This window comes from Streptomyces cavernae (genome assembly GCF_004023625.1).
GTDB classification, from domain to species: domain Bacteria; phylum Actinomycetota; class Actinomycetes; order Streptomycetales; family Streptomycetaceae; genus Streptomyces; species Streptomyces cavernae.
On record NZ_ML137714.1, the window covers coordinates 17844 to 43560 of the forward strand.

Annotated in this window: 22 protein-coding genes and 1 pseudogene; 12 read left to right on the forward strand and 11 right to left on the reverse strand. The window is 70.0% G+C overall.

The window, feature by feature from the left end:
• Positions 1–58: 58 nt before the first annotated feature.
• The gene (locus EF387_RS08050; RefSeq protein ID WP_017945871.1) at positions 59–322 is read right to left on the reverse strand and encodes a WhiB family transcriptional regulator; all 264 of its coding nucleotides are present in this window, start codon (positions 320–322) and stop codon (positions 59–61) included.
• Between the two features lie 715 nt (positions 323–1037).
• Between EF387_RS08050 and EF387_RS08060 the strand changes: the two genes are divergently transcribed.
• The 4 genes from EF387_RS08060 to EF387_RS08075 all read left to right on the forward strand — a co-directional run bounded on the left by EF387_RS08060 (position 1038) and on the right by EF387_RS08075 (position 5150).
• Positions 1038–1550: a cysteine dioxygenase gene (locus EF387_RS08060; RefSeq protein ID WP_128375818.1), complete on the forward strand. Its 513-nt coding sequence runs from the start codon at positions 1038–1040 to the stop codon at positions 1548–1550.
• Between the two features lie 46 nt (positions 1551–1596).
• The gene (cofD, locus tag EF387_RS08065; RefSeq protein ID WP_128375819.1) at positions 1597–2580 is read left to right on the forward strand and encodes a 2-phospho-L-lactate transferase; all 984 of its coding nucleotides are present in this window, start codon (positions 1597–1599) and stop codon (positions 2578–2580) included.
• Positions 2577–3983, forward strand: coding sequence for a coenzyme F420-0:L-glutamate ligase (locus tag EF387_RS08070; protein WP_274388926.1), 1407 nt, complete (start codon positions 2577–2579; stop codon positions 3981–3983). Before cofD ends, EF387_RS08070 begins: the two co-directional genes overlap by 4 nt.
• Before the next feature lie 105 nt (positions 3984–4088).
• Positions 4089–5150 carry a DNA-3-methyladenine glycosylase family protein gene (locus tag EF387_RS08075; RefSeq protein WP_128375820.1) on the forward strand — a complete coding sequence of 354 codons (1062 nt, stop codon included), beginning with the start codon at positions 4089–4091 and terminating at the stop codon, positions 5148–5150.
• A 437-nt stretch (positions 5151–5587) separates the two neighbouring features.
• Here EF387_RS08075 and manB read toward each other — a convergent pair whose 3' ends face one another.
• Together manB and EF387_RS08085 are read right to left on the reverse strand one after the other, a co-directional pair.
• A complete protein-coding gene (manB, locus tag EF387_RS08080) occupies positions 5588–6670 on the reverse strand; it encodes a mannose-1-phosphate guanylyltransferase (protein WP_128375821.1) in 1083 nt (360 codons plus the stop codon).
• Between the two features lie 128 nt (positions 6671–6798).
• A complete protein-coding gene (locus EF387_RS08085; protein WP_128375822.1) occupies positions 6799–8190 on the reverse strand; it encodes a peptidoglycan recognition protein family protein in 1392 nt (463 codons plus the stop codon).
• Between the two features lie 148 nt (positions 8191–8338).
• On the opposite strand from EF387_RS08085, the gene EF387_RS08090 reads away from it, so the two are divergent.
• From EF387_RS08090 to EF387_RS08105, 4 genes are all read left to right on the forward strand, one after another.
• On the forward strand, positions 8339–9094 hold the full coding sequence (locus EF387_RS08090) for a TIGR03089 family protein (protein ID WP_128375823.1): 756 nt from the start codon (positions 8339–8341) through the stop codon (positions 9092–9094).
• A gap of 596 nt (positions 9095–9690) precedes the next feature.
• Complete coding sequence (locus tag EF387_RS08095; RefSeq protein WP_128375942.1) at positions 9691–10968, forward strand: LCP family protein; 1278 nt, start codon at positions 9691–9693, stop codon at positions 10966–10968.
• 237 nt (positions 10969–11205) lie between these two features.
• Entirely contained in the window at positions 11206–12912 is a 1707-nt protein-coding gene (locus EF387_RS08100; RefSeq protein ID WP_128375824.1) for an LCP family protein, read from the forward strand.
• Positions 12913–12988: 76 nt separating this feature from the next.
• On the forward strand, positions 12989–14635 hold the full coding sequence (locus tag EF387_RS08105) for an LCP family protein (protein ID WP_128375825.1): 1647 nt from the start codon (positions 12989–12991) through the stop codon (positions 14633–14635).
• A gap of 367 nt (positions 14636–15002) precedes the next feature.
• On the opposite strand, the gene EF387_RS08110 is transcribed toward EF387_RS08105, so the two are convergent.
• The gene (locus EF387_RS08110; protein WP_128375826.1) at positions 15003–16037 is read right to left on the reverse strand and encodes a glycosyltransferase family 2 protein; all 1035 of its coding nucleotides are present in this window, start codon (positions 16035–16037) and stop codon (positions 15003–15005) included.
• 124 nt (positions 16038–16161) lie between these two features.
• Here EF387_RS08110 and EF387_RS08115 point away from each other — a divergent pair, with 124 nt between their 5' ends.
• On the forward strand, positions 16162–17631 hold the full coding sequence (locus tag EF387_RS08115; protein WP_238431395.1) for an LCP family protein: 1470 nt from the start codon (positions 16162–16164) through the stop codon (positions 17629–17631).
• A gap of 49 nt (positions 17632–17680) precedes the next feature.
• Here the strand turns inward: EF387_RS08115 and EF387_RS08120 are convergent.
• Positions 17681–17974, reverse strand: a pseudogene (locus EF387_RS08120) (acyl-CoA thioesterase); the annotation flags it as partial.
• 118 nt (positions 17975–18092) lie between these two features.
• Between EF387_RS08120 and EF387_RS08125 the strand changes: the two are divergent.
• Entirely contained in the window at positions 18093–19364 is a 1272-nt protein-coding gene (locus EF387_RS08125; RefSeq protein WP_128375828.1) for an LCP family protein, read from the forward strand.
• Between the two features lie 217 nt (positions 19365–19581).
• Here EF387_RS08125 and EF387_RS08130 read toward each other — a convergent pair whose 3' ends face one another.
• Together EF387_RS08130 and EF387_RS08135 are read right to left on the reverse strand one after the other, a co-directional pair.
• Positions 19582–19971, reverse strand: coding sequence for a VOC family protein (locus EF387_RS08130; protein WP_128375829.1), 390 nt, complete (start codon positions 19969–19971; stop codon positions 19582–19584).
• A gap of 15 nt (positions 19972–19986) precedes the next feature.
• Entirely contained in the window at positions 19987–20346 is a 360-nt protein-coding gene (locus EF387_RS08135; protein ID WP_128375830.1) for a VOC family protein, read from the reverse strand.
• 98 nt (positions 20347–20444) lie between these two features.
• On the opposite strand from EF387_RS08135, the gene EF387_RS08140 reads away from it, so the two are divergent.
• Complete coding sequence (locus tag EF387_RS08140) at positions 20445–20951, forward strand: CGNR zinc finger domain-containing protein (RefSeq protein ID WP_128375831.1); 507 nt, start codon at positions 20445–20447, stop codon at positions 20949–20951.
• Between the two features lie 215 nt (positions 20952–21166).
• Here EF387_RS08140 and EF387_RS08145 read toward each other — a convergent pair whose 3' ends face one another.
• Positions 21167–22510 carry a UDP-glucose dehydrogenase family protein gene (locus EF387_RS08145; protein WP_128375832.1) on the reverse strand — a complete coding sequence of 448 codons (1344 nt, stop codon included), beginning with the start codon at positions 22508–22510 and terminating at the stop codon, positions 21167–21169.
• 176 nt (positions 22511–22686) lie between these two features.
• Between EF387_RS08145 and EF387_RS08150 the strand changes: the two genes are divergently transcribed.
• Positions 22687–23844, forward strand: a complete 1158-nt coding sequence (locus EF387_RS08150; protein ID WP_128375833.1) for an acyl-CoA dehydrogenase — start codon at positions 22687–22689, stop codon at positions 23842–23844.
• A gap of 84 nt (positions 23845–23928) precedes the next feature.
• Here EF387_RS08150 and EF387_RS08155 read toward each other — a convergent pair whose 3' ends face one another.
• The 3 genes from EF387_RS08155 to EF387_RS08165 form a co-directional block, all read right to left on the reverse strand.
• The gene (locus EF387_RS08155) at positions 23929–24192 is read right to left on the reverse strand and encodes a Txe/YoeB family addiction module toxin (protein WP_128375834.1); all 264 of its coding nucleotides are present in this window, start codon (positions 24190–24192) and stop codon (positions 23929–23931) included.
• Positions 24189–24461 carry a type II toxin-antitoxin system Phd/YefM family antitoxin gene (locus EF387_RS08160; RefSeq protein WP_128375835.1) on the reverse strand — a complete coding sequence of 91 codons (273 nt, stop codon included), beginning with the start codon at positions 24459–24461 and terminating at the stop codon, positions 24189–24191. Before EF387_RS08160 ends, EF387_RS08155 begins: the two co-directional genes overlap by 4 nt.
• 78 nt (positions 24462–24539) lie before the next feature.
• Positions 24540–25715, reverse strand: a complete 1176-nt coding sequence (locus EF387_RS08165) for a dipeptidase (RefSeq protein WP_128375836.1) — start codon at positions 25713–25715, stop codon at positions 24540–24542.
• Positions 25716–25717 lie beyond the last annotated feature (2 nt).

Here is a 25717-nt window from a genome sequence, read left to right on the forward strand (position 1 = left end):
GAAGGGTCCTGGGCGGCGGCCCGCTTCGGTCGGACGCCGTCTTCGGTAGGCGGCCTTCTCAGACAGCGGCCTTCTTCAGACGGCGCCGTTCGCGCTCCGACAGGCCGCCCCAGATGCCGAAACGCTCGTCGTTGGCGAGCGCGTATTCGAGGCACTCGGAGCGGACCTCACACGCGAGACAGACCTTCTTGGCCTCGCGGGTGGAGCCGCCCTTCTCGGGGAAGAAGGACTCGGGATCGGTTTGGGCGCACAGCGCGCGCTCCTGCCAGCCGAGTTCCTCATCCGCGTCCTCGACCAGCAGTTGCTGGAACAGCTCGGTCATGTGCGCCCCTCGTCTGTTTTCGAGTCCCCGTGATGCTGCCGTTACCTGTTCCGGCTGAACGACACGAGTGAAATTACAAGTGTGCAGCTCCGGGCGAGTCAAGCCGAGATCTGCTATTGGGCCCCTTATTCACTCTGCGGAACCAAGGCAATGCAGAAAGTGTTCAAATCGGCATAAACAGTGACACACCGCTGGATCGAACCCTGAACTTCCAACCCCTACGAGGAAGGACGTCCGGAAGTTCGATCACGTTCCGAGGTCGACGCGAAGGGAACCGGATCACATTCCGATCACAGGACGGCAACGGGGCCCGACCACCCGGATGTGCGCCATGTGTCCCCAACTCGGCAGGGCAAACCTTTCATCGCGCAGGGCGACCGGATGGGGTGAATCGGCGCCCACATGGCGGACATCAAGTTGACAGAGGAAGTGTGAGCCGATGTCCTTGTGGGCATGCTCGCGAACTTGGCGCCCACTTCGACCCGCATCGCCGGGTCCCTCGGTGCTGCCCGTTCCCGCTGTAGCTGTTGCTGTAGCTGTTGTCGTTCCTGCTGTTGAGCCGTACCGCGCTCCGGCCGCTTCTCCCCCAGCCCGTATCCGGCGAACGCACCGCCCCCACCAGGGCGGACGCCCCTCGACGGGCGACCTGCCCCGTCCGTGACCCGGGCGTCCGCCCCGTTCCCCACGACTCTCCGCCGAGGAACCACCGCACCCCATGAACAGCGACAGCGACCTCCAGATCGCCGGCGACATCCTCGAGGTACCGCACCTGCTCCAGGCGCCGCGCCAACACCCGGTCACCGTGGCCGAGTTCGCCGGTCTCGCGCGCTCCATCGCCGCCGACCGCTCCCAGTGGGAGCACCTCGTCGAGTACGACGCCACCACCCGCTGGTACCACCGGCTGCGCACCGGACCGGGCTACGAGGTGTGGCTGCTGTCATGGGTGCCCGGCCAGGGCAGCGGGCTGCACGACCACGGACGTTCGTCGGGCGTGCTCACCGTCCTCGGTGGCGAACTGACGGAGCGCACCGAGCGGAGTGCGCGGGTGTTGCGCGCCGGAGCACAGCGGGTCTTCGCACCGGGCTACGTGCACGAAGTGGTCAATGACGCGCTGGAACCGGCCATAAGTCTGCACGTCTACTATCCGGGTCTGACCGAAATGACCATGCACGCGGTCAGTTGCGCGGCACGGGGTTCCGAGCGGGGGTCCGCGACCGCAGGGGTCTGAGCGGACCGCACGACGCGCTGTCACAGCCGCCTGCAAGACTGCCCTCATGCGCATTGTGGTTCTGGCAGGCGGCATCGGCGGTGCCCGGTTCCTGCGGGGTCTGAAGCAGGCCGCGCCGGACGCGGACATCACCGTCATCGGCAACACCGGGGACGACATCCACCTCTTCGGGCTGAAGGTCTGCCCGGACCTCGACACGGTGATGTACACGCTCGGCGGCGGCATCAACGAGGAGCAGGGCTGGGGCCGGGACGACGAGACCTTCCACCTCAAGGAGGAGCTAGCGGCGTACGGGGTGGGCCCGGAGTGGTTCGGGCTCGGCGACCGCGACTTCGCGACGCACATCGTGCGGACGCAGATGCTCGGCGCGGGATATCCGTTGAGCGCGGTGACCGAGGCGCTCTGCGACCGCTGGAAGCCGGGCGTCCGGCTCATCCCCATGACGGACGACCGCGTGGAGACGCACGTGGCCGTCACCCTGCCCGACGACGCCTCCGCCGAGGGCCCCGGCGAGCGCAAAGCGATCCACTTCCAGGAGTACTGGGTGCGGCTGCGGGCCTCCGTACCGGCCGAGGCCGTGGTGCCGGTCGGCGCCGAACTCGCCAAGCCCGCGCCCGGGGTCCTGGAGGCCATCGCCGAGGCGGACGTCGTGCTGTTCCCGCCGTCCAACCCCGTCGTCTCGGTGGGCACGATCCTCGCCGTGCCCGGTATCCGCGAGGCGATCGCCGACGCCGGGGTCCCGGTGGTCGGCCTGTCCCCGATCATCGGGGACGCGCCCGTACGCGGCATGGCGGACAAGGTGCTGGCGGCGGTGGGCGTGGAATCGACGGCGGCGGCGGTCGCCGAGCACTACGGCTCCGGACTGCTGGACGGCTGGCTGGTCGACACCACCGACGCGGGCTCGGTGGAGCGGGTCGAGGCGGCGGGCATCCGCTGCCGCGCCGTCCCCCTGCTGATGACGGACCTCGAGGCGACCGTGCGGATGGCCGACGAGGCACTGGCGCTGGCGGAGGAGGTGCGCGGCGCGTGAGCAGCGAGAGAGCAGTGGGTGAGGAGACCCCGCGCCGCGGGACCACCGCCGCCGGCGGCGACACGCACACAGGCCGGGCCGGGCGGACCGCCGGCCGAACCGGGCAGGGCCCCGGATACCGCGTCTGGGCCGTGCCCGGCCTTCCCGAGATCCGCCGGGGAGACGACCTCGCCAAGCTCATCGCCGTCGCCGAGCCGGGACTCGTCGACGGGGACGTGCTGCTCGTCACCTCGAAGATCGTCTCCAAGGCCGAGGGACGACTCGTGGAGGCGGCCGACCGGGAGGCCGCCATCGACGCCGAGACCATACGGGTGGTGGCCCGCCGCGGCCCACTGCGCATCGTCGAGAACCGGCAGGGCCTCATCATGGCCGCGGCCGGGGTCGACGCCTCCAACACCCCCGCGGGCACAGTGCTGTTGCTGCCCGAGGACCCCGACGCATCCGCGCGCGCCATCCGGGACGGACTGCGGGACGCCCTCGGGGTCGACGTCGGCGTCGTCATCACGGACACCTTCGGGCGCCCATGGCGGACGGGGCTGACGGACGTCGCCATCGGCGCCGCGGGCGTGCGGGTCCTCGACGACCTGCGCGGCGGCACGGACGCGCACGGCAACCCGCTGAGCGCCACCGTCGTCGCCACCGCCGACGAGCTCGCCGCCGCCGGCGACCTGGTCAAGGGCAAGGCCGCGGGGCTGCCCGTCGCGGTCGTACGCGGGCTGGCGCACATGGTGTCCGAGGACGACGGCGAAGGCGCGCGGGCGATGGTGCGGGGCGCACGCGACGACATGTTCCGGCTGGGCACCTCCGAAGCGGTACGGGAAGCCGTGACCCAGCGGCGCACGGTACGGGCTTTCACGGACGAGCCCGTGGACCACGCCGCCGTACGACGCGCGGTCGCCGCGGCCGTCACCGCGCCGGCACCGCACCACACGACCCCCTGGCGCTTCGTCCTGCTGGAGTCCGAGGAGTCGCGCACCCGGCTGCTGGACGCGATGCGGGACGCGTGGATCGCGGATCTGCGCGGGGACCGCAAGACCGAGGAGTCCATAGCCAAACGGATCAGGCGCGGCGACGTGCTGCGCAACGCGCCGTATCTCGCCGTGCCCTGCATGGTCATGGACGGGTCCCACACCTACGGGGACCCTCGGCGTGACGCGGCCGAGCGCGAGATGTTCGTGGTGGCGACCGGGGCCGGGGTGCAGAACTTCCTTGTCGCGCTGGCCGGGGAGCGACTCGGTTCGGCCTGGGTGTCGTCCACGATGTTCTGCCGGGACGTCGTACGCGAGGTGCTGGGGCTGCCGGACACCTGGGATCCGATGGGTGCCGTGGCCATCGGTCATCCGGCCGGGGAACCGAGGCCGCGGCCGGAGCGGGATGCCGGGGTGTTCATCGAGGTGCGCTGAGGCGCCCGCGTTCGACGTCTACGCTCATGCCTACGCTCATCCCTGACTACGCCCATCCGTCACGCCTACGCTCATAGGGCATCCCGAGCTCCAAGGACCTCACTCGTGGCCGGACGCTTCGCCCCCCGTACCACGCGGACGACCGTGCGCGGTGGACAGGTCGCCGTGCCCGGGTCCGTGCCTGCCGCAGCCGTGCCGCCCGGGACGGTGCCGTCCGGAGCTGTGCCGCCCGGGACTGTGCCGCGGCAGGCCTCGGCGCCGGGGCGGGTGCGGCGGTGGACACCGCCCTGGCCGCTCGACCTCGGGCTGGTGCTGGGACCGTTGCGGCGCGGGGCGGCGGACCCCACGTTCCGGGCCACCTCGGACGGTGCCGTGTGGCGGGCCTGCCGGACCCCGGCGGGAATCGGAACGCTGCGCGTAACGCTGCGGGCCGGGATGGCCGAGGGCAGGGCATGGGGACCCGGAGCGGACTGGCTGCTGACCCGGCTCCCGGAACTCCTGGGCTCGTTGGACGACCCCGCGGCCTTCGTACCGCGGCACCGTCTGCTCGCGCTGACCCGGCACCGGCGACCGGGACTGCGGCTGACGCGGACCGGTCTCGTCATGGAGTCCCTGATCCCCTCGATCCTCGAACAGAAGGTCACCACGGACGAGGCATACCGGGCGTGGCGGCTGCTCGTCCGCGGATACGGGGATCCGGCGCCGGGCCCCGCGCCCGGCGGGATGTACGTCATGCCCGCGCCGCGCACCTGGGCGCTGATCCCGTCCTGGGAATGGCACCGCGCCGGAGTGGACGACAAGCGCGCGTCGACGATCCTGCGGGCGGTACGGGTCGCCGGGCGACTGGAGGAGGCCGTGGGCATGGAGCCGGAGCAGGCGCAGGCCCGGCTGGAGCTGGTGCCCGGGATCGGGCCCTGGACGTCGGCGGAGACGGTGCAGCGCAGTCACGGGGCGGCGGACTCGGTGACGGTCGGCGACCTCCACCTGCCCGGCATCGTCGGGTACGCCCTCGCGGGGGACCGCGACGCGGACGACGCGGCGATGCTGGCTCTGCTGGAACCGTACGCGGGACAGCGCCACCGGGCGGCGCGCCTCATCCTCCTCTCAGGGCGCACGCCTCCCCGGCGGGTGCCCCGGATGCCGCGGGGGGACATCGGGCGGCTGTGAGGCCCTCTTGCCGGGCGGGGAAGCAGCAGACCCCCTTGCCGGACGGGGAAGCAGCAGACCCCCTTGCCGGACGGGGAAGCAGCAGACCCCCTTGCCGGACGGGGAAGCAGCAGACCCTCCTGCCGGGCGAGGAGGCAGCAAGCCTTCCTGCGGGCGAGGAGGCAGCAAGCCTTCCTGCGGGCGGGGAGGCAGCAAGCCTTCCTGCCGGGCGGGGAGGCAGCAAGCCGCCGGACGGGAAGGCAGCAAGCCCCCTCACCGGACCGGAAACAGCCGGCCCTCCTGCCGGGCGGGAAGGCAGCAGGCCCTCTCACCGGATAGGTCTCCGCCGCTCCCGCCGCTCTGACCGTTCCTGCGGGTCCCGAGCCCGGGGGCTTCGCCCCCGGACCCCCCTTTCGGCCCCGCGGCCTCGTCTTCGATCGCGCCGGGCGGGCTGAGCGCTACTGGTCGGAGGAGAAGCGCACGGCCCCCGCGGGCAGCAGCGCGTCGCACCACACCCGCACGCCCTCCCGGAGTTCGTTGTCCGCCCCCACCCGTGCCCCGTCCCCGATCACCGCGCCCGTGACGACCGTGCGGGCCCCGACCACCGACCGCGCCCCGATCAGCGAGTCGGTGATCACGGCGCCGGGCTCCACCACGGCCCCCGCGAGGATCGTGCTCCCGAAGATGCGAGCCCCCTCGCCGACCACGGCACGCTCGCCCACCACCGTGCCCCCGGTCACCTTCGCGTCGTACGCCACCAACGCGGTGGGAAGGATCAGGCGGTCCCCGCAGCGGCCGGGCACGGCGGGCGACGGGGCCCGGCCCAGGACCAGGTCCGCCGAGCCGCGTACGAAGGCGGCCGGGGTGCCGAGGTCCAGCCAGTACGTGGAGTCGACCATGCCCTGAAGATGGGCGCCCGCCGCGAGCAGCCCCGGGAACGTCTCCCGCTCCACCGAGACCGGCCGGCCCGCCGGGATCGTGTCGATGACCGACCGGCGGAACACGTACGCCCCGGCGTTGATCTGGTCGGTGACGATCTCCTCGGGCGTCTGGGGCTTCTCCAGGAACGCGGTCACACGGCCCGTGTCGTCGGTGGGCACCAGACCGTAGGCCCGGGGATCCGACACCCGTGTCAGATGCAGCGAGACGTCCGCCCCCGACGACTCGTGCGTCGCCACGAGTGCCCGGATGTCCAGGCCCGTCAGGATGTCCCCATTGAAGATCAGCACCGGATCGGAGGGTCCCGACCGCAGTCGGGACGCCACGTTCCGGATGGCGCCGCCGGTGCCGAGGGGCTCCTCCTCGGTTACGTACTCGAGGTGGAGCCCTAACGACGAACCGTCGCCGAAGTGCGGTTCGAAGACCTCGGCCAGGTAGGACGTGGCGAGCACGATGTGCTCGACCCCCGCCGCTCTCGCCCGCGCCAGTTGATGCGTGAGGAACGGAACCCCGGCCGCCGGGACCATCGGCTTCGGTGTGTTCACCGTCATGGGCCGCAACCGCGTGCCCTTGCCGCCGACCAGGAGAATCGCTTCTGTCACCTTCGTCTCTGCTTCCTGCTGGGGCCGGCCGATCTATCTCGGCGGGCCAGTGTATGCAGACTGTTCGATGGCGCGTTCGAAGTCTCGCGACCCGCCCGAAGATTGCCGTCCTCCCGCCGGGGCAATTTCTAACGCCCTTGATAGCGGGCCGACTTGGAGCGGGCCGTTCCGAGCTTGGCGTACAGACGGCTCCCCGGGCAGTCGGTGGCGAACCCGTCCCGATGGCCGGAGATGACATTCAATCGTACTTTTGTGCCTTTTTTGTACCGATTACCTCCGCCGGATGTCAGAGACGCCTTGCCCTTCGGATTGCCCCCGTACAGTCCGAGTTTCCACGCCGTCAATCTGGCGATGGCGTCCACCGACTTGGCGGCCGGATTCGTGGCGGAGAAGCTGCCGAGGACGGCGATGCCCATGCTGTCGTTGTTGAAACCGAGCGTGTGTGCGCCCATGACCGCCTTGGCCACGCCACCTGCGCGGCCTTCGTAGATGTTGCCGCACTTGTCGACGAGGAAGTTGTAGCCGATGTCGCGCCAGCCACTGCTCACCACGTGGTAGCGGTAGATACTGCGAATGACCGATGAAGCTTGTGCACAGCTGTAGTTGTTGCCCGAGCCGCTGTGGTGGACGAAGGCCACCCTGACCGCCTTGGTGTAGCGGAAGTCGCGCTCGCGCAGCGATTCGTCGGCACCCCAGCCTCTGCGGGTGACGATGCGGGGGCGGGGGCCGATGTACGGGGTTCTGAGGGCGCTGTCCTCGGCGCTGGTCTCGACGCTGTCCTTGGTTCCGTCTTTGGTGCCGTCGTCGGTACCGTCCTCGGTGCTGTCCTCGGCACCGTCGTCCGTGCCGTGCTCGGCGATGAACAGTTCTGCCTCGGTCTGCTTCTTGTCCAGTGCGGGGATGGCGTCGACACCCAGTGGCGCCAGTTCGGCGTTGACGGCGGACGCGGCGGCGGACTCGGGGGTGAGCGCGGCGGCCTGCGGTCCGTCGCCTTCCGCTCCCCGCAGGGGTTCGGCGCCGGGGTCCACCAGTTCGAGGCGCATACCGCGCGGAAGCGCCTCCTCCCCGCCGGCCCGGCTGTCCACCGCCGTCTCGACGCGGACCTCGATGCCGTTCGACTCGCCGACCCACAGCGGGGCGGTGGCGCCGCGCAGACGCCTCGACGTGCCCTCGGCGCTGTCGAGGTCGGCGGCGTGGGCGTGGTTGTGCGTGTCGAGGTCCTGCCAGTCGGACCACTCTCCGGTCGCGACGGAACGGGTGCGGACCTGGACCTGACCGTGCAGTTCGACGGCAGGGTCGTCCCAGACGACGCCGACCAGGGAGAAGGACCGTACATCACGCTTCGTCAGGCCCTGGGCGGGGGCGGGAGAGCGGTCGGTGGAGAGGGGGGCGAGGGGGAGGGACTGGGTGCTGCCGGGGATGCCCGGGTCGGGTGCTGCGGCATGGGAGGGAAAGGCGAGCGGGAGGGCAAGAGCCGCCGTGCAGGCGACACCGATCGAAGAAGAAATCAATCTACGCATGCCAAAGATCTTGGACATAGTCATACATATATGTCCATCTGGGAATTGACGGGGCGTCGGCTGCGTCCTCCGAACGGTGGCCCCCGCCGTCGGGCCGGCGTGTGGTCGGCAGCGCGCCACGACTGCGCCCCCGCGTACGCTTGCGCGCGTGAACCCCAACGACCGCACCCCTGCCGACCTGCTGCGATCCGCGCTCGCCGTGGATCCGGCGCGCCCTCTGGTGACCTTCTACGACGACGCCACCGGCGAACGCGTCGAACTGTCCGTGGCCACCTTCGCCAATTGGGTGGCCAAGACCGCGAACCTGCTCCAGGACGGACTGTCCGCCGAGCCGGGTGAGCGGGTCGCGCTGCTGCTGCCCGCGCACTGGCAGACGGCGGTGTGGCTGATCGCGTGCTCGTCGGTGGGTGTGATCGCGGACGTCGGCGGGGACGCGGCCCGCGCGGACCACGTGGTCGCCGGGCCGGACGCCCTCGACGCGGGGCTCGCCTGCTCCGGCGAGCGGATCGCGCTGTCGCTGGCGCCACTGGGCCGCCGCTTCCCGACGCCGCCCGCCGGGTACGCCGACTACGCCGTCGAGGTGCCCACCCAGGGGGACCGCTTCACGCCGTACGTGCCCGTGGACCCGGAGGCGCCTGCACTGGTCGTCGCCGGGGCGGAGTACACGGGGGCCGAGGTGGTCGAGCGGGCCCGGGCGGACGCGCCGGTCCTCGGGCTCACCGGACCGGGCTCACGTCTGCTGTCGGCTTTGCCGTACGACACCTGGGAAGGGCTCGGCGCCGGGCTGTACGCGCCGCTGGCAGCCGGGGGCTCCGTGGTGCTGTGTCGGCATCTTGACCGGCTGGGCGAGGAAGGGCTGGCGAAGCGGATCGAGAGTGAGCGGGTTTCGGCTACGGCTCGCTGAGGTTGGCGCTCGGTGGCTGCCGCCGGTATGTGGTGGGCGCGGTCGCGTCTGCCGGGCCGGCCGCCGTGCGCGGTCGCGTCTGCCCGGCCGGCCGCCGTGCCGGTCGCGTCTGCCGGGTCGGCCGCCGTGCGCGGCTGCGGGAGCACTGGGGCTTGGCGCGCAGTTCCCCGTGCCCCCGAACCAAGGAACGCCACCCCGCAAACCACGACCCACCGCTCCACCACCGCCCGCCCAGCCGGGCCGGCCGCCGTGCGCGGTCGCGTCTGCCGGGCCGGCCGCCGTGCGCGGCTGCGGGAGCACTGAGGCTTGGCGCGCAGTTCCCCGCGCCCCTGAGCGGGCTCGCCATTCTCCGTCCAGGGAAACCCCGGCGCCCGGCAGTCCGCACGCGACGGCCCGGATGCGGGGCGCCCGCCAGGACCGCCGTCCCGCCGGCCCGGACCGCCCCGTCGGGGACATGCCTGGGCGTCACCCGTTCGGCTCATCCCCGGCCGCCTCCGGGGGCTCGGTGGAGGCATCGTCGTAGGAGGTCCGGCTCCTATGGCGTGGAGGGGGTGGTTACAGCGGTGAGCAGACGCAGAGGTGTGGTTCCGGCAGGGATGCTCGGGCCCGGGGCGGGGGCCAGCCCCCTGGGGGCGGGTGTGCGGCGGAGGCGGCGGCGCTGGGTGCGCCGGGGGGGTGTGGGGGTTGCCGTCCTGCTCGTGGGGGCCGTGGGGGCGGGGTGGGTCGTGTACGAGAAGCTGGACTCCAACATCACCGCGGACAATGACGCCGCCGACGAGCTTGCCCGGTACGAGAAGGAGCGTCCCACCGCGCTCGTGCGTGACGCGCAGAACATCCTGCTGATCGGTTCCGACTCGCGCTCGGGGGACGGCAACAGCGCCTACGGCCGGGACTCGGGTACCGAGCGCTCCGACACGACGATCCTGCTGCACCTCGCGGCGGACCGGAAGAGCGCCACCGCCGTGTCGATACCCCGGGACCTGATGGTGAACGTGCCCAGCTGCCGCAGACCGGACGGGACCCGCACGGCGCCGAGGTTCGCGATGTTCAACTCCGCCTTCCAGGTGGGAGGTTCGGCGTGCACGATCCGAACGGTCGAGAAGCTCACGGACATTCGGGTGGATCACCACATCGTCGTCGACTTCCGCGGCTTCAAGGAGATGGTCGACGCAGTGGACGGCGTCGAGGTGTGTCTGACGGAGCCGATGAACGACCCCGCCGCCAAGCTGACGCTCGCCGCCGGCAAGCACACCCTCAACGGCGAGCAGGCCCTCGGCTACGTACGCGCCCGCAAGAGCCTCGGCAACGGCAGCGACACCGGCCGCATCGACCGCCAGCAGCGCTTCCTCGCCGCGCTCGTCAACAAGGTGCACAGCAACGACGTTCTGCTCAATCCGACCAAGCTCTACCCACTCCTCGACGCCGCCACATCTTCGCTCACCACGGACCCGGATCTGGCGAGCCTGCGCGGTCTCTACCAACTTGTGCGGGGTGTGCGCCACATTCCCATGGAACGGGTGCAGTTCCTGACCGTTCCCCGGCGCGCGTACGTCCACGACCCCAACCGCGACCAACTCGTGGAACCCGACGCGCAGCGGTTGTTCACCCGGCTGAGACTGGACGAACCGGTGGCGGTGGCCAAGGACGGATCGGACACCGGGTCCACCGCGCCCTCCAACGAGCCCTCCGGACAAGGGAGTCGGACCTCGGGTGATGGTTCGCACACAACACCGGACGGCAGCCCGGCGGAACGCACCGAGCGGCCGGCGGGAACCGCGACCGACACCGCGCAGTCCTCCCGATCCGCCTCGCCACCTCCTGATCCGGTGCCCACGTTCCGCGGAAACACCGCCGCGGAGGACGGCTGCGGGTAAAGCGATTGCCAAGCGGAAGGAAGTCCCTACTTAAAAATAGGGGGAATTGCCCAGTTGTAGGGACGTGCAATTTGTCACCGTGGCTGCTTGACGTCGAAGTGGGCGGATAGTGTGAGCGATCCGGTGACTCGGGCCGCCAGGCTTATGCCTAGGGTCGAGCACTGCTTGACCGACTGACCGAGCGTCTTCGATGGGGGCGAAGGCGCCGCGTGGCCCCGACGGAGGACTCAGACAACCGTGGACGCGCTAGGCCGTGGGCGGGCGGACGATATCGACCCCGCAGACCAGTGGGTACTGAACCCGAATACCGGCGACTACGAACTGCGACTGCAGCCCTCCGCACCGCAGTCGACCGTACCGAGGCCCCGGAGAACCGCCACCGTCAACAGGTCGGTGGGGACAACCGTTCCCCCGCACATCGACCCGGGCGCGGTGCCCGGGCCGCGCCGCCGTCGCCCCCTCGAGGAACCGCCGAGCCGCCGCAAGGTCAGGCCCGAGAAGTCCAAGGGCAAGAAGGTGCTGCTGTGGACGGGCGGCGCCATGGCGTTCGTGCTGGTCGGGGTGAGTGGCGCGGGCTATCTCTACTACCGGCACCTGAACGGCAACATCACGTCCGTCTCGGACGACGGCGCCGGAACGGGCGGCTTCAGCAAGGACCGTGCCATCAACATCCTGCTGATCGGCACGGACAAGCGCACGGGAGCGGGCAACGCGGGCTACGGCGACAGCGGCAGCCCCGGCCACGCGGACACGACGCTCGTGCTGCACGTCTCCAAGGACCGCTCCAACGCGACGGTGCTGAGCATCCCCCGCGACCTGATCACCGACATCCCGGACTGTCCCACCACACAGGAGGACGGCTCGCAGAAGGTGATCACAGGGGAACGCACACGGTTCAACAACAGCCTCGGCCAGAAGGGCCGGACGCCGAGTTGCACCATGCGGACGGTCACCGAACTCACCGGCCTGAAGATGGACCACTTCATGGTGGCCGACTTCAACGCTGTGAAGACGCTGACGACGGCGGTGGACGGTGTCACGGTCTGTCTGGCCAAGGACGTCAACGACCCGCAGTCCAAGCTCAATCTGAAGGCGGGCAACCGCAAGATCGAGGGCGAGACCGCGCTGGCCTTCGTCCGCACCCGGAAGAGCTTCGGCAACAGCGGCGACCTGGACCGCATCAAGGTCCAGCAGCAGTTCCTCGCCGCGTTGATGCGCAAGCTGAAGTCCAACGACACCCTCACCAGCCCGACGAAGCTGCTGGATCTGGCGGAGGCGGGCACCAAGGCGCTGACCGTCGACTCCAAGATCAGCTCCATCAACAAGCTCCGCGCCCTGGCCATGGAACTGGGCAAGCTCGACACCAAGAACCTGTCGTTCACCACGGTGCCCGTCGCCGACAACCCCGCCGAGAAGGTCAAGGTCACGGTGGTCCTGCAGGAGCCCCAGGCCCAGCAGCTGTTCTCCACCATCAAGGGCGACGTGTCGCTGACCGAGGTCAAGCAGCAGCAGAAGAAGAAGGAGAAGGCCGCGGTCGCCGCCCGCCTCAAGGGCTCCCGCTCCGCCGCCTCCGACGTCCGGGTGAACATCTACAACGGCGGTGCCCCCGGCGGATCCGCACAGGAGACTCTCAACTTCCTGCAGATCGAACAGGGCGTGACAAAGTCCAGTCAGCTCGGCAACGCGGACGAAACGCTGGCGAAGACAACTCTGGAGTACTCTCCCGATCAGGCCCCGCAGGCGCGCAAGCTCGCCGACATCATGGGGCTGCCCGCGTCGGCGCTGAAGCCGGGCCAGAGTGAGCAGAGCGCTCAGGGGCTGCCCGCGATGATCCTGACGCTGGGGGAGGACTACCAGGGGGCCGGGGTCTCTCTGTCCGCTCCGACGACAGCGCCGGAGGGCATCGAGAAGGCCACGGCAGACAAGGCTGTGTGCGCCAAGTAACCCAAGGGGTCCGTCGTGCGTCTAACTGACGTACGACGGATTCCTTCGTTTGAGGCGCAGGGGTGGGGAGGCAGGGATGGTGCGGAGCAGTGTGCGTGGGGACGGGACGCGACCAGGCGTCCAGCACGCCGCTGAACGGGGAGGGCACGGGGGTTCGCACGCGGGAGCGGAGCCGGAAGGGAGTGGTGACGGCAACAGCCGTCATGGCAGACCTCGGCGCCGCCGTAAACACCGGATACTCCGCTGGTCGGCCACGGCCGTCGCGATCGTGGTACTCGGTACGGCCGGCGCCGGCTATCTCTACTACCAGCACCTGAACGGCAACATCCGCAAGGGCCAGCGCAGCAGCGGCGCCTCCAAGGCCGAGAAGGCCGCGCCCAACGCGGCCGGCCAGACGCCGCTGAACATCCTGCTCATCGGCTCGGACAGCCGTAACTCGGCGGAGAACCTGAAGCTCGGCGGCAGCAAGCAGAGTGTCGGGTCGAAGCCACTGGGCGACGTCCAGATGCTGATCCACCTGTCCGCGGACCGCAAGAGCGCCGCCGTCGTGAGCATTCCGCGCGACACCCGGGTGGACATACCGAAGTGCACGGACCCGGAAACCGGCGACATCTATCAGGCGACCAACGACATCATCAACACGTCGCTGCAGCGCGGCGGCGCCGGCTGCACCCTGGCCACCTGGCAGAACCTCACCAAGGGTGTCTACATCGACCACTGGATGACGATCGACTTCGCGGGCGTGGTGCGGATGGCGGACGCCGTGGGAGGCGTCGAGGTCTGTGTGCAGCAGAACGTGCACGACCGTCCGCTGCCCAGGGTGCCCGGCGGCTCCGGTCTGAAGCTGACGGCCGGCAAGAAGAAGGTGACGGGCAAGCAGGCGCTGCAGTGGCTGCGTACCCGGCATGCCTGGGGCAGCGACATCCAGCGCGCCAAGGCCCAGCACATGTACATGAACTCGATGATCCGCACACTGCGGGAGCAGAACGTCTTCACCGACAGCGGCCGGCTGATGAAGCTGGCCGAAGCGGCCACGAAGTCGCTCAAGGTCTCCGAGGAGATCGGCTCGGTCAAGAAGCTGTACGACCTGGGCATGCAGCTCAAGACGGTGCCGACCAACCGGATCACCATGCTCACCATGCCGACGGCCGAGGACCCGCTCGACGCGAACCACCTGATCCCGGCGGCGGGGGCCGACAAGATCTGGGCGATGATCCGGGACGACGTGCCCTTCGACAAGAACGGTGACGCGAGCAAGAAGAAGGCCACCGCATCCGCGGTGCGCACGTCCGAGGACCTGGCCGCCGCGGACGGCGAGATCGGCGTGGTGGTGCAGAACGCGACGGGTGCCGAGGGCCAGGGCGCGGTCAACGGACGCGCGAACGCGGTCACCGCGGTGCTCACCGGGAAGGGGTTCGCCCGGGCGACGGCCGATCGGACCACGGCGACGGGGCAGGCGAAGACGGTCGTCCGTTACCCGAGCGCCGAGTTGGCGGGCGACGCCCTGGCGGTCGCCAAGGCACTGGGGATTCCGACGAGTTCGGTGGAGAAGACGACGGCGGTCTCCGGTGTCACGGTGATCGTGGGCGCGGACTGGCGCTCGGGGAGCACGTACCCGAAGCAGACCACTCCGAAGGCCGGGGACGTCCCCGCGGGCAGCGACGCCCTCAACGGTGCGAAGACGGACGCCTGCATGCCCGTGTACGCGCCGTACCGGTTCTGAGCACAGTCCCGCGGCGACCGCACGCACAACGGCCCGCTCCCCGGGGGAGCGGGCCCTTGGTTCAGTCCCCGCTGTGTTGAGGCCTTGCCGTGCTCAGGGGTCCTTGCACTATGAGCGTCCGATGAGGTCGCGTGGTCTGGTGCCGTGCATCGCAAGGCGCCGGAGAGCCCTGGATGGGGGTGCCCCCTGCTCGAGCGGAGCCGAAGCTTGGGGGAGGAGCTACCTGGGCTTTTCGGCAACGCGGCGATGGGGGTGCCCCCTGCTCGAGCGCAGCCGAGAGCTTGGGGGAGCGGTGCCAGGCCGCGCGACCCGGGCGGGCATAGTGCAAGGACCCCTCAGGCCCCGCTCGTGTCGAACACCGCCCTGCTCAGGCCCCGCTCGTGTCGAGCACCGCCGGCCTCCGCGAGGAGATGACCCGCTTGGCCAGCGAACGAGGGCTCGTCAGGAAGCCGAAGCCCCAGGACATGTGCATCGTGGCGAGCGCCACCGGAATCTGCAGCCGGGCCTTCAGCGGCAGACCCCGGCCCGCCGGAACCGAGCCCGCGGTGATCGCCGCGAGGTAGCCCCCGGGGATCACCAAGGCCCACGGTGTGAGGGTCGCGCCCACCACGATGCCCGCCGCTATCGCACAGACCGCCGTCGGCGGGGCGAGGTAGCGCAGGTTGATGGAGCCCTCGTGGTAGCGGGCGACGACGTGCCGCCAGCGGCCGTAGTCCTTGTACTGCTTGGCCAGCGCCTTCACGCTCGGCCGCGGGCGGTACGACACCTTCAGCTCGGGCGAGAACCAGATCAGTCCGCCCGCCTCCCGGATCCGGAAGTTCAGCTCCCAGTCCTGGGCGCGGATGAACTCCTCGTTGTAGCCGCCCTGCTGTTCCAGGGCCTCGCGGCGGAAAACGCCCAGGTAGACCGTCTCGGCGGGGCCGGCCGCGCCGCCCGTGTGGAAGACCGCGTTGCCCACGCCGATCTTCGACGTCATCGCCGCGGCGACCGCGTGCTCCCAGTCGTTCTCGCCCTCGGCGTGCATGATGCCGCCGACGTTCTGCGCGCCGGTCTCCTCCAGGAGGCGTACCGCCGTGGCGATGTAGTTCGGCGAGAGCATCCCGTGGCCGTCCACGCGAACGACGATCGGGTGCCGGGACGCCTTGATCGCGGCGTTCAGCGCGGCGGGGGTGCGCCCCGTGGGGTTGGGCACGGTGTGCACCCGCGGGTCCTCGCGTACGAGCTCCGCGGCGATCTCGTCGGTGCGGTCCGTGGACGGACCGAGCGCGATCACGACCTCCATCTCACCGGGGTACTCCTGGGCGAGGATGGCGGCGACGGCTCCCCGCAGATGCCGCTCCTCGTTGAGGACGGGCATGATCACGGAGACCGGGGTGGGCTGGACGTCAGGCTTGGCGTTCATAGGGGGCTCACGTTACCGCGAACGGGGGACACGGCTGCGCGCCGCCGGGTTCCGTGGCCCGGTCAGGAGATCGTATGGGCCTACGGTGCTCATACCCCCTGCCCACCCCGCGGAGGTAGCTGCCGTGCCCACGCCGACCCGCTCGCCGCGCCGCGCCAGGCTCGTGCCCCCGCGCGGCGCACCGCCGGCTCCCGCCCGGCGCCTTCGGGCCCGCCGCTGGGCCGCGCGACTGGCGACAACGCTGTCGGTGGTGGTGCTGGCCTCGTCCGGGATCGGGCACGTGGTGGTCAGCAGCCTCGACGGGGACATCGCCCGTATCGACCCCTTCAAGGACATGAAGAACCGTCCGCGGGCAGGGCACGGCATGAACGTCCTGCTCGTCGGCACCGACGGCCGGGACGGGGTCACGTCCGAGGCGCGGCACAAGTACCGGCTGGGCGGGGCTCCCTGCAACTGCACCGACACGATCATCATCGTGCACGTCTCGGAGGGCCGGGACCGCGCCAGTGTGGTGAGCCTGCCGCGCGACTCGTACGCGGAGATCCCCCCGCACACCAACCGGACCACCGGCCGCGACCACGGCAGGCACCGGACGAAGCTGAACGCGGCGTACGCGGAGGGAGGGCCGCAGCTGACCGTACGGACGATCGAGCACATGACCGGGGTGAAGATCGACCACTATCTGGAGGTGGACTTCACCAGTTTCATGAAGACGGTGGACGTGCTCGGCGGGGTGCAGATCTGTACCGCCCAGCCGCTGAAGGACTCCCACACCGGTTTGAACCTCGCGGCCGGTACGCACGACCTCGACGGCGGGCAGGCGCTGCAGTACGTGCGCTCCCGGCACGTCGACGCGGCGGGCGACCTCAGCCGGATGCAGCGTCAGCAGCGGTTCCTGGCGGCGCTGGTGGAGCGGGCGACCTCCTCCGGAGTGCTGCTGAACCCGGTCACGTTCCGTGAGGTGGGCCGGGCCGTGCTCGGGTCGGTACGGGCGGACGAGGGGTTCGGGATGGACGAGATGCTGGAACTGGGCCGCGCCCTGCGGGACTTCTCGCCGTCCTCCTCCGAGTTCACGACCGTGCCGCTCGCATCGGACGGGCGCACGGTGAAGGGCATCGGCTGGACGGTGAAGTGGGACCGGGAGAAGTCCCGGGAACTGTTCCGGGCCCTGCGCGACGACCGGCCGCTGACACCTCCGCAGCAGCGGGCCCGGGTGGTACGGGTGGACGTGGCGCCGGAGCGGATCCGGGTGCGGGTGGAGAACGGCACGACCACGGAGGGACTGGGCAGGCGCGTCGACAGCGGGCTGCGCGGCGTCGGCTTCCGTACGACGGGCAGGCCCCGGAACGCGGTCGATCGCGAGGTCAAGCGCACGGTCGTCGCCTACGACCCGCGCTGGGACCGCTCCGCCAGGTCCCTGGCGGCGGCCCTCCCCGGAGCGGAGCTCCGCGAGGCTCCGGGCCAGGGCCCCGTGCTGCGGGTGATCGCCGGGGCGGACTTCAAGGGGGTCACCCGGGTACGCGCCCGGACACCGGAGCAGGAACAGGAGGAGAACCGCTTCGAGCCGGTCACCGGGGACCAGGTGACCTGTTAGGACGGACGCCCCCCGTCTCCGCGCTCCGCTCAGTCCTCCCTACGTTGTTGATGGACGTCCGGCCGGTCCAGTCGACCTGGGCCTTCACATGGACGAGGTCGCCGACACGAACCGGCTCCAGGAACGCCATCTCGTCCATGGAAGCGGTGACGGCCGGACCTCCGGAGTGCCGGCCGGCCAAGGCGCCCGCCGCCTCGTCCACCAGCTTCATGATCACGCCGCCATGCACGGTCCCCAGGAGGTTCGTGTCGTTGTGGGTCATGATGTGGCTGAGCGTGGTCCGGGACGCCGAGGTCGGCTTGCCCGGAATTTCTGGTTCCGGTATGGGGGCCTGGTCTGTCATGGCGTCGACCTTATGCTGGTGGACGAATTGGGTGTTTTGCATCAGCCTTGCAACAGCCCTGGTGTGATTTTCCGCCCACTCTGTATGGGCGCGACCTGGGCACTGCACACTGGGGCGCATGAGCGATTGGCCCGAGGGATGGTCCGGCGACAACAGCCGATACGGACGCGGTAGCGCGAGCGCACAGCCTGAGGGCGCCCGTGTGATGCGGCAGGTACAGCGCGGCAGAGGACAGGGCGGCCCCGGAGGCTACTCCGCTCCGCCGCGCGGTGGGGTCCCACCGCAGCAGTCGTACGACGACTCGTACGACCAGTACGGCTCCTCCCAGGACGGGTACGACAGCGGCTACAACACCGGCCAGGTCTACGGCGGGGGTGGACCCGGTGCGGCGATGCGCGAACCCCGGCCCGCGCCGAACTGGGGCAAGCGGATCAAGCTGACCGCGATCACCCTGGTCACGCTGCTGGTCGTGGTCTCCGTCAGCACGTACTTCTGGGCCGATTCCAAGCTGCGGCGCGAGGTCGACCTGTCGAAGGTGATCGACCGGCCGTCCGAGGGCGAGGGAACGAACTACCTGATCGTCGGCTCGGACAGCCGGGAGGGCATGTCCGCCGAGGAGAAGAAGAAGCTGCGCACCGGCTCGGCCAAGGGCAAGCGCACCGACTCGATGATGATCCTGCACGTCGGCGACAACGGCAACACGCTGATCTCGCTGCCGCGCGACTCCGACGTGGAGATCCCGACGTTCGTCGGTTCCGAGTCGGGCAAGACGTACAAGGGCACCGGCCGACATGTGAAGCTGAACGCGGCATACGCGGAGGACGGCCCCGAACTCCTCGTGCGCACCGTCGAGTTCAACACCGGTCTGCGCATCGACCACTACGCCGAGATCGGCTTCGCCGGCTTCGCGAAGATCGTCGACGCGGTGGGCGGTGTCGAGATGGACATCCCCAAGGCGTTCAAGGACTCCAAGTCGGGCGCCGACTTCCAGGCGGGCAAGCAGACCCTGAACGGCGAGCAGGCGCTGGCCTTCGTCCGCACCCGCTACGCCTTCGCGGGCAGCGACCTGGACCGTACGAAGAACCAGCAGAAGTTCCTCGCGGCCCTGGCCGGCCAGACCGCGACCCCGTCCACGGTCATAAACCCCTTCAAGCTCTACCCCGTGATGGGCGCCGGTCTGGACACCCTGACCGTCGACAAGGACATGAGCCTGTGGAACCTGGCCTCCATGTTCTGGGCGATGAAGGGCGTCACCGGCGGCGACGGCAAGTCCATGAACATGCCCATCTCGGGCTCCTCCGGCGGCAACCTCGTCTGGGACAAGGCGAAGGTGAAGACGCTGGTGGAGCAGCTGCGGAACGACGAGAAGGTGACTGTCTCGGGGAACTGACACCTCGTGGGACGCGCGGGGCTGAGCAGGAGCTGATCGCCACACAGGGGCCCGCCGGTTCGACCGGCGGGCCCCTCGGTCTGCGCGGTCGGCGGTCGCGCACCTCCGTGGACCGGACGACTGAGTCCCCCGAAAACAGACGGCTGAGTGCCCCGCGCGGCCGAGTCCGCCGTGCTCCGGACCGCTACCGGTCTCTCGCCGGTCGATCGCCGGTCGATCACGGGTCGATCCTGCAAAGGCAGAACGGGTGTCCGGCCGGGTCCGCGTACACCCGGAAGTCCCGCTTGCCTCCGTCGTCGTCCAGGTCGAGCGGTCGGGCGCCCAGCGCGAGGGCCTTCTCCTGGGCGGCCTCCAACTCCTCGATGGTGCTGCCGGCGTCGAAGTCGAGATGGAGCTGCTGGGAGTCGTCGGCCCGCGGCCACGCCGGGGGCACGTATCCCGGCGCCTTCTGGAAGGCGATCTTGTAGCTGCCGGGCACGTCCAGATCTACCCACTCCCCCTCGCCCCGGACCGTGCCACCGAGCAGCCGCGCGTAGAACTCGGCGAGGGCACTCGGGTCGGGGCAGTCGAGCACGACGGAATGCATGCGTACGACGGGCTCCACCATGTCTCCTTCATATCGTCAGCAGGCGCACAGGCAGAACGGGTGCCCTGCCGGGTCGGCGTAAACGCGCCAGCTACGCGAACGGTCACCGGCATCCAGGGGTTTCGCGCCGAGGGCCAGCACGCCCCGCTCGGCCGCGTCGAGGTCGTCGACGGTGAGGTCCAGATGGAACTGCTGCGAGGCATCAGCGGCGGGCCACCTCGGCGGTACGTGGCCGGAGGCGGCCTGGAAGGCGAGCGACGGGCCGCCGGGGACCTCCAGGTCGACCCAGTCGCCTTCGCCCTTGACGGTGCCGCCGAGCACCTCGGCGTAGAACCCGGCGAGGGCGCCGGGGTCGGGACAGTCCAGGACGACGACTCCGAATGTGGCGAGCGCCATGAGCTTCTCCCTTGGTTTCCGGATCCGACGTTACCCATAGAAGGCCGTAACAGGTAACGGTTACTGCATGGTCCCGCATTGGAGGTAACGTCGCAACCATGAATGCCAGATCGCCCGCACCCGGAGGGCTCGCGCTTGTGGAAGCCCTGGTGAACACGCTGGATCTGGCGTCGGGCGCCGACCGGCTGGACACGCCGGAGGGGCGGGCCGCGTTCGGCCTGACGGAGGAGGAGCTGGCGGAGACACGCGAGCTGCGCGAGGCACTGCGGGTGACGTGCCTCGCCCACGCGGGGCATCCTCCGCACCGGGAGGTGACGCCGCTCGGGGAACTGCTGGCACGGGCACCGCTGCTGGTGACGGTGGACGCCGCGGACGGCTCGGCGGGCCTGACGCCCGCGGACCCGGCCCCGCTGCGCTCCCGTGTGGCGGCGGCGGTGGCGGAGGCGCTCGCGGCGGGCACCTGGCTCCGCCTCAAGGCATGCGAGCTGCCGGAGTGCCACTGGGCGTATTACGACCGGAGTCCCGCGGGGCGGGGTCGGTGGTGCGACATGCAGGTGTGCGGGGCGCGGGCGAAGATGCGGGCTTACCGGGCACGGAAGGGTTAGGGCGCCGCGGGCCGGCGGGCGGAAGGTCAGGTCGCCGAAAGACCGGCACACGGACAGGCCACGGCGCCGAACCGCCGGCACGCGGACGCGCCTCGACAACCACAAAGGCCCCGCACGCGGACGGGCTACGACACCGAAGCCCCGCAGGCGGACAGGCCACGGCGCCGAAAAAGACCGGCGGGCGGAAAGTCAGGGCGCGCGCCCCGGCAGTGCGCTCAGGCGTTCGGCCGGCCCATCGCGCGGTACGTCCAGCCCGCCTCCCGCCAGACCGTACCGTCCAGGGCGTTGCGCCCGTCCAGCAGGACACGGCGCGAGACCACCGAACCGAGCCGGGCGGGATCCAGCTCGCGGAACTCCTGCCACTCGGTCAGGTGCAGGACCACGTCCGCACCGCGCACCGCGTCCAGCGCGGTGTCCGCGTAACCGAGCGTGGGGAAGACCCGCCGCGCGTTGGTCATGCCCTTCGGGTCGTAGACCGTGACCTGCCCGCCCTGGAGGTGGATCTGCCCCGCGACGTTCAGCGCCGGGGAGTCCCGTACGTCGTCGGAGTCGGGCTTGAACGTCGCGCCGAGCACCGCGACGCGCTTGCCGAGGAAGGGACCCCCGCCGAGCGCGTGCCGGGTCAGCTCCACCATCTGTCCGCGCTGCCGCATGTTGATGGAGTCGATCTCACGGAGGAAGGTCAGGGCCTGGTCGGCGCCCAGTTCGCCGGCGCGTGCCATGAAGGCCCGGATGTCCTTGGGCAGACAGCCGCCGCCGAAGCCGATCCCGGCCCGCAGGAACTTCTTGCCGATCCGGTCGTCGTAGCCGATCGCCTCGGCCAGCTTGGCGACGTCGCCGCCGGCGGCCTCGCACACCTCCGCCATCGCGTTGATGAACGAGATCTTGGTGGCGAGGAAGGAGTTGGCGGAGGTCTTCACCAGCTCGGCGGTCGGGAAGTCGGTGACGACGAAGGGAGTGCCCTCCGCGATCGGCGTGGCGTACACCTCGCGCAGCAGCTTCTCCGCGCGCTCGCCGCGCACGCCGGCGACGATCCGGTCGGGGTGCAGGGTGTCCTGGACGGCGAAGCCCTCGCGCAGGAACTCCGGGTTCCAGGCCAGCTCCACCTGGTCCGCCGCCGGAGCGAGTTCGGCGAGCCGCGTGGCCAGCCGTTCCGCGCTGCCCACTGGAACCGTCGACTTGCCGACGACCAGGGCGGGACCGTTCAGGTGCGGGGCGAGCGAGGCGAAGGCGGAGTCGACGTACGACATGTCGCAGGCGTACTCGCCGTGCCGCTGCGGGGTGTTGACGCAGACGAAGTGGACGTCGCCGAAGGCCCCCACCTCGGCGTAGTCCATGGTGACGCGGAGCCGCCCGGTGGAGCCCTCGATGCCTGCGACGTGCTTGCGCAGCAACTCCTCGAGCCCCGGCTCATACATCGGGGCCTCGCCCCGCTTCATCATCGCGATCTTCTCGGGGACGACATCGAGGGCGAGCACCTCGAAGCCCAGTGCGGCCATGGCGGCGGCGTGGGTGGCGCCGAGATAGCCGGTTCCGATCACCGTGATCTTCAAGGCCATGGGTGCTCCAGAAAAGTCGGGCGTGGGTGCGGCCCCGAGCATAGTCGGGGCTCTTGGGGGGCACGTTTCCCGCTGTCACCAAGCTCACGTACCCGCCTGGTCGACGGGCCCCTAAAATCTGAGTTACTTAACGGTAGTTAGCGTCAACGTGACAGCGTCTTGGAGCGTGAGAGACCGTGGCCGGATCGGCTGATTTCGACCTGTACCGTCCGTCCGAAGAGCACGAGATGCTCCGGGACACGATCCGTTCGCTGGCGGAGGCGAAGATCGCCCCGTTCGCCGCCGCGGTGGACGAGGAATCCCGCTTCCCGCAGGAAGCCCTCGACGCGCTCGTCGCCTCCGACCTGCACGCGGTACACGTACCCGAGAGCTACGGCGGCGCGGGCGCCGACGCGCTGGCGACCGTCATAGTCATCGAGGAGGTGGCGCGGGCGTGCGCGTCCTCCTCCCTGATCCCCGCCGTGAACAAGCTCGGCTCGCTCCCCGTGATCCTCTCCGGTTCCGAGGACCTGAAGAAGAAGTACCTGACACCGCTCGCGAAGGGCGACGCGATGTTCTCGTACTGCCTCTCCGAGCCGGACGCCGGATCGGATGCGGCGGGCATGAAGACGAAGGCGGTCCGGGACGGCGACCACTACGTCCTGAACGGCGTGAAGCGCTGGATCACCAACGCGGGTGTGTCCGAGTACTACACGGTGATGGCGGTCACCGATCCCACCAAGCGCTCCAAGGGCATCTCCGCCTTCGTCGTCGAGAAGTCGGACGAGGGCGTCTCCTTCGGCGCCCCGGAGAAGAAGCTCGGCATCAAGGGCTCCCCGACCCGCGAGGTCTACCTCGACAACGTCCGCATTCCCGCGGACCGCATGATCGGCGACGAGGGCACGGGCTTCGCGACGGCGATGAAGACGCTGGACCACACCCGCATCACCATCGCCGCACAGGCCCTCGGCATCGCCCAGGGCGCCCTCGACTACGCCAAGGGCTATGTCCAGGAGCGCAAGCAGTTCGGCAAGCCCATCGCCGACTTCCAGGGCATCCAGTTCATGCTCGCCGACATGGCCATGAAGATAGAGGCCGCCCGGCAGCTCACGTACGCGGCCGCCGCCAAGTCCGAGCGCGGCGACAGCGACCTCACCTTCCAGGGCGCCGCCGCCAAGTGCTTCGCCTCGGACGTGGCGATGGAGGTCACCACGGACGCGGTCCAGCTCCTCGGCGGCTACGGCTACACGCGGGACTACCCGGTGGAGCGCATGATGCGTGACGCCAAGATCACCCAGATTTACGAGGGCACGAATCAAGTGCAGCGGATCGTGATGGCGCGCAACCTGCCGTAAGTCGCGCCTGTCCGACGAACAGCCGCCCCTCCGTCCGACTTCGGGCAGAGGGGCGGAGCGTTCCGGAGTACGGCGCCGGTTCGCTCAGTCGTGGTAGTGGTACCGGGCCTTGAGGATCTTCACTTCTTTGTCGTCCGCTCGGTAGACCAGCCGGTGCTCGTCGTCGATCCGACGGGACCAGTAGCCGGAGAGATCACCTTTAAGCGGTTCTGGCTTACCGATACCGGCGAACGGGTCGCGCTGGATCTCGCCGATCAGCCGGGTGACCCTTCGGGCCATCTTCCGGTCCGCGCCCAGCCAGTACAGGAAATCCTCCCAGCCGTCTGGATCGAAATGGACGCTCCTCACTCCTCGCCCGCCAGCGCTTCCAGTTCCTCCAGAGTCTTCGGAACCGCGGCGGCGCCAGTCTTGTCACGGGCGACGGCCTCCATCAGGCGCCGGGCATTGGCAGGGGAGCGCAGCAGGTAGATGGTCTCCTGCCAGGATTCGTAGTCGTCCGCGGACATCAGAACGGCGTCGCCACCCTTGGAGCTGATCCGGATGGGCGTGTGATCGTCATTAACACGCTTGATGAGGGGAAACAGGTCCCGGCGTGCCTCACTGGCGCTTATGGTCATCTGCCGTCACCTCTCATGCGAACGTACCGGAAGATCGTACCATACTGGTACGACTTTCCGGTACCGGTCAGTCGGCCGTCAGCCGTCCAGTTGATCCAACGTCGCGTTCGACGGCCCCCGGAGCGCCTGCTGTTCCCGGGCCACGTCCTCCGCCGCGCCCAGCACCCGGACCGCGTTCTGCCAGGTCAGCTTGGCGAGGTCCGTGGTGGACCAGCCGCGGGTGAGGAGTTCCGCGATCAGGTTGGGGTAGCCGGAGACATCGCTGAGGCCGTCGGGGGTGAAGGCCGTGCCGTCGTAGTCGCCGCCGATGCCGATGTGGTCGACGCCCGCGACCTCACGCATGTGGTCGAGGTGGTCGGCGACCGTCGACACCGTGGCGACCGGGCGCGGGTGCTGCTCCTCGAAGGCGCGGTGGACCTTCATCGCGTCCGCGGTGGTGTCGAGGTGGTGGAAGCCGTGCGCGCGCATGTTCTCGTCCGCCGCGGCCGTCCAGTCCACCGCCTCCTGCAGCACGAACTTCGGCACGAAGGTGACCATGGCGATGCCGCCGTTGCCCGGGAGGCGTTCCAGGACGTCGTCGGGGATGTTGCGCGGGTGGTCGCAGACCGCGCGGGCCGAGGAGTGGGAGAAGATCACGGGCGCGACGGAGGTGTCCAGCGCGGCGCGCATCGTCGTCGCCGCCACATGGGAGAGGTCCACCAGCATGCCCAGGCGGTTCATCTCTCGCACCACCTCGTGGCCGAAGGCCGTCAGCCCCCCCACCCGCGGCTCGTCCGTCGCCGAGTCCGCCCACGGGATGTTGTCGTTGTGGGTGAGGGTCATGTAGCGCACGCCCAGCGCGTACAGCCCGCGCAGCGCGCCGAGGGAGTTCTCGATGGAGTGGCCGCCCTCCGCGCCCATCAGCGAGGCGATGCGGCCCTCCGAGCGAGCCGCCTCCATGTCGGCCGCGGTCGACGCGGCCCGCAGATCCTTCGGGTGACGGTCGATCAACTGCCGTACGCAGTCGATTTGTTCGAGCGTCGAGGTGAGCGCGCCGGGCAGGTCCGCGCGGACGTACACCGACCAGTACTGCGCCCCGACCCCGCCCGCGCGCAGCCGCCGCAGGTCGGTGTGGAGGTGGGCGCTCTGGTCGGCGGCGATGTCGCGCGCGTCCAGGTTGTAGCGGACCTGCTCGCGCAGTGCCCACGGCAGGTCGTTGTGGCCGTCGACGATGGGGAAGTCGGCCAGCAGGTTCAGGGCCTCGGAGAGGGACATCC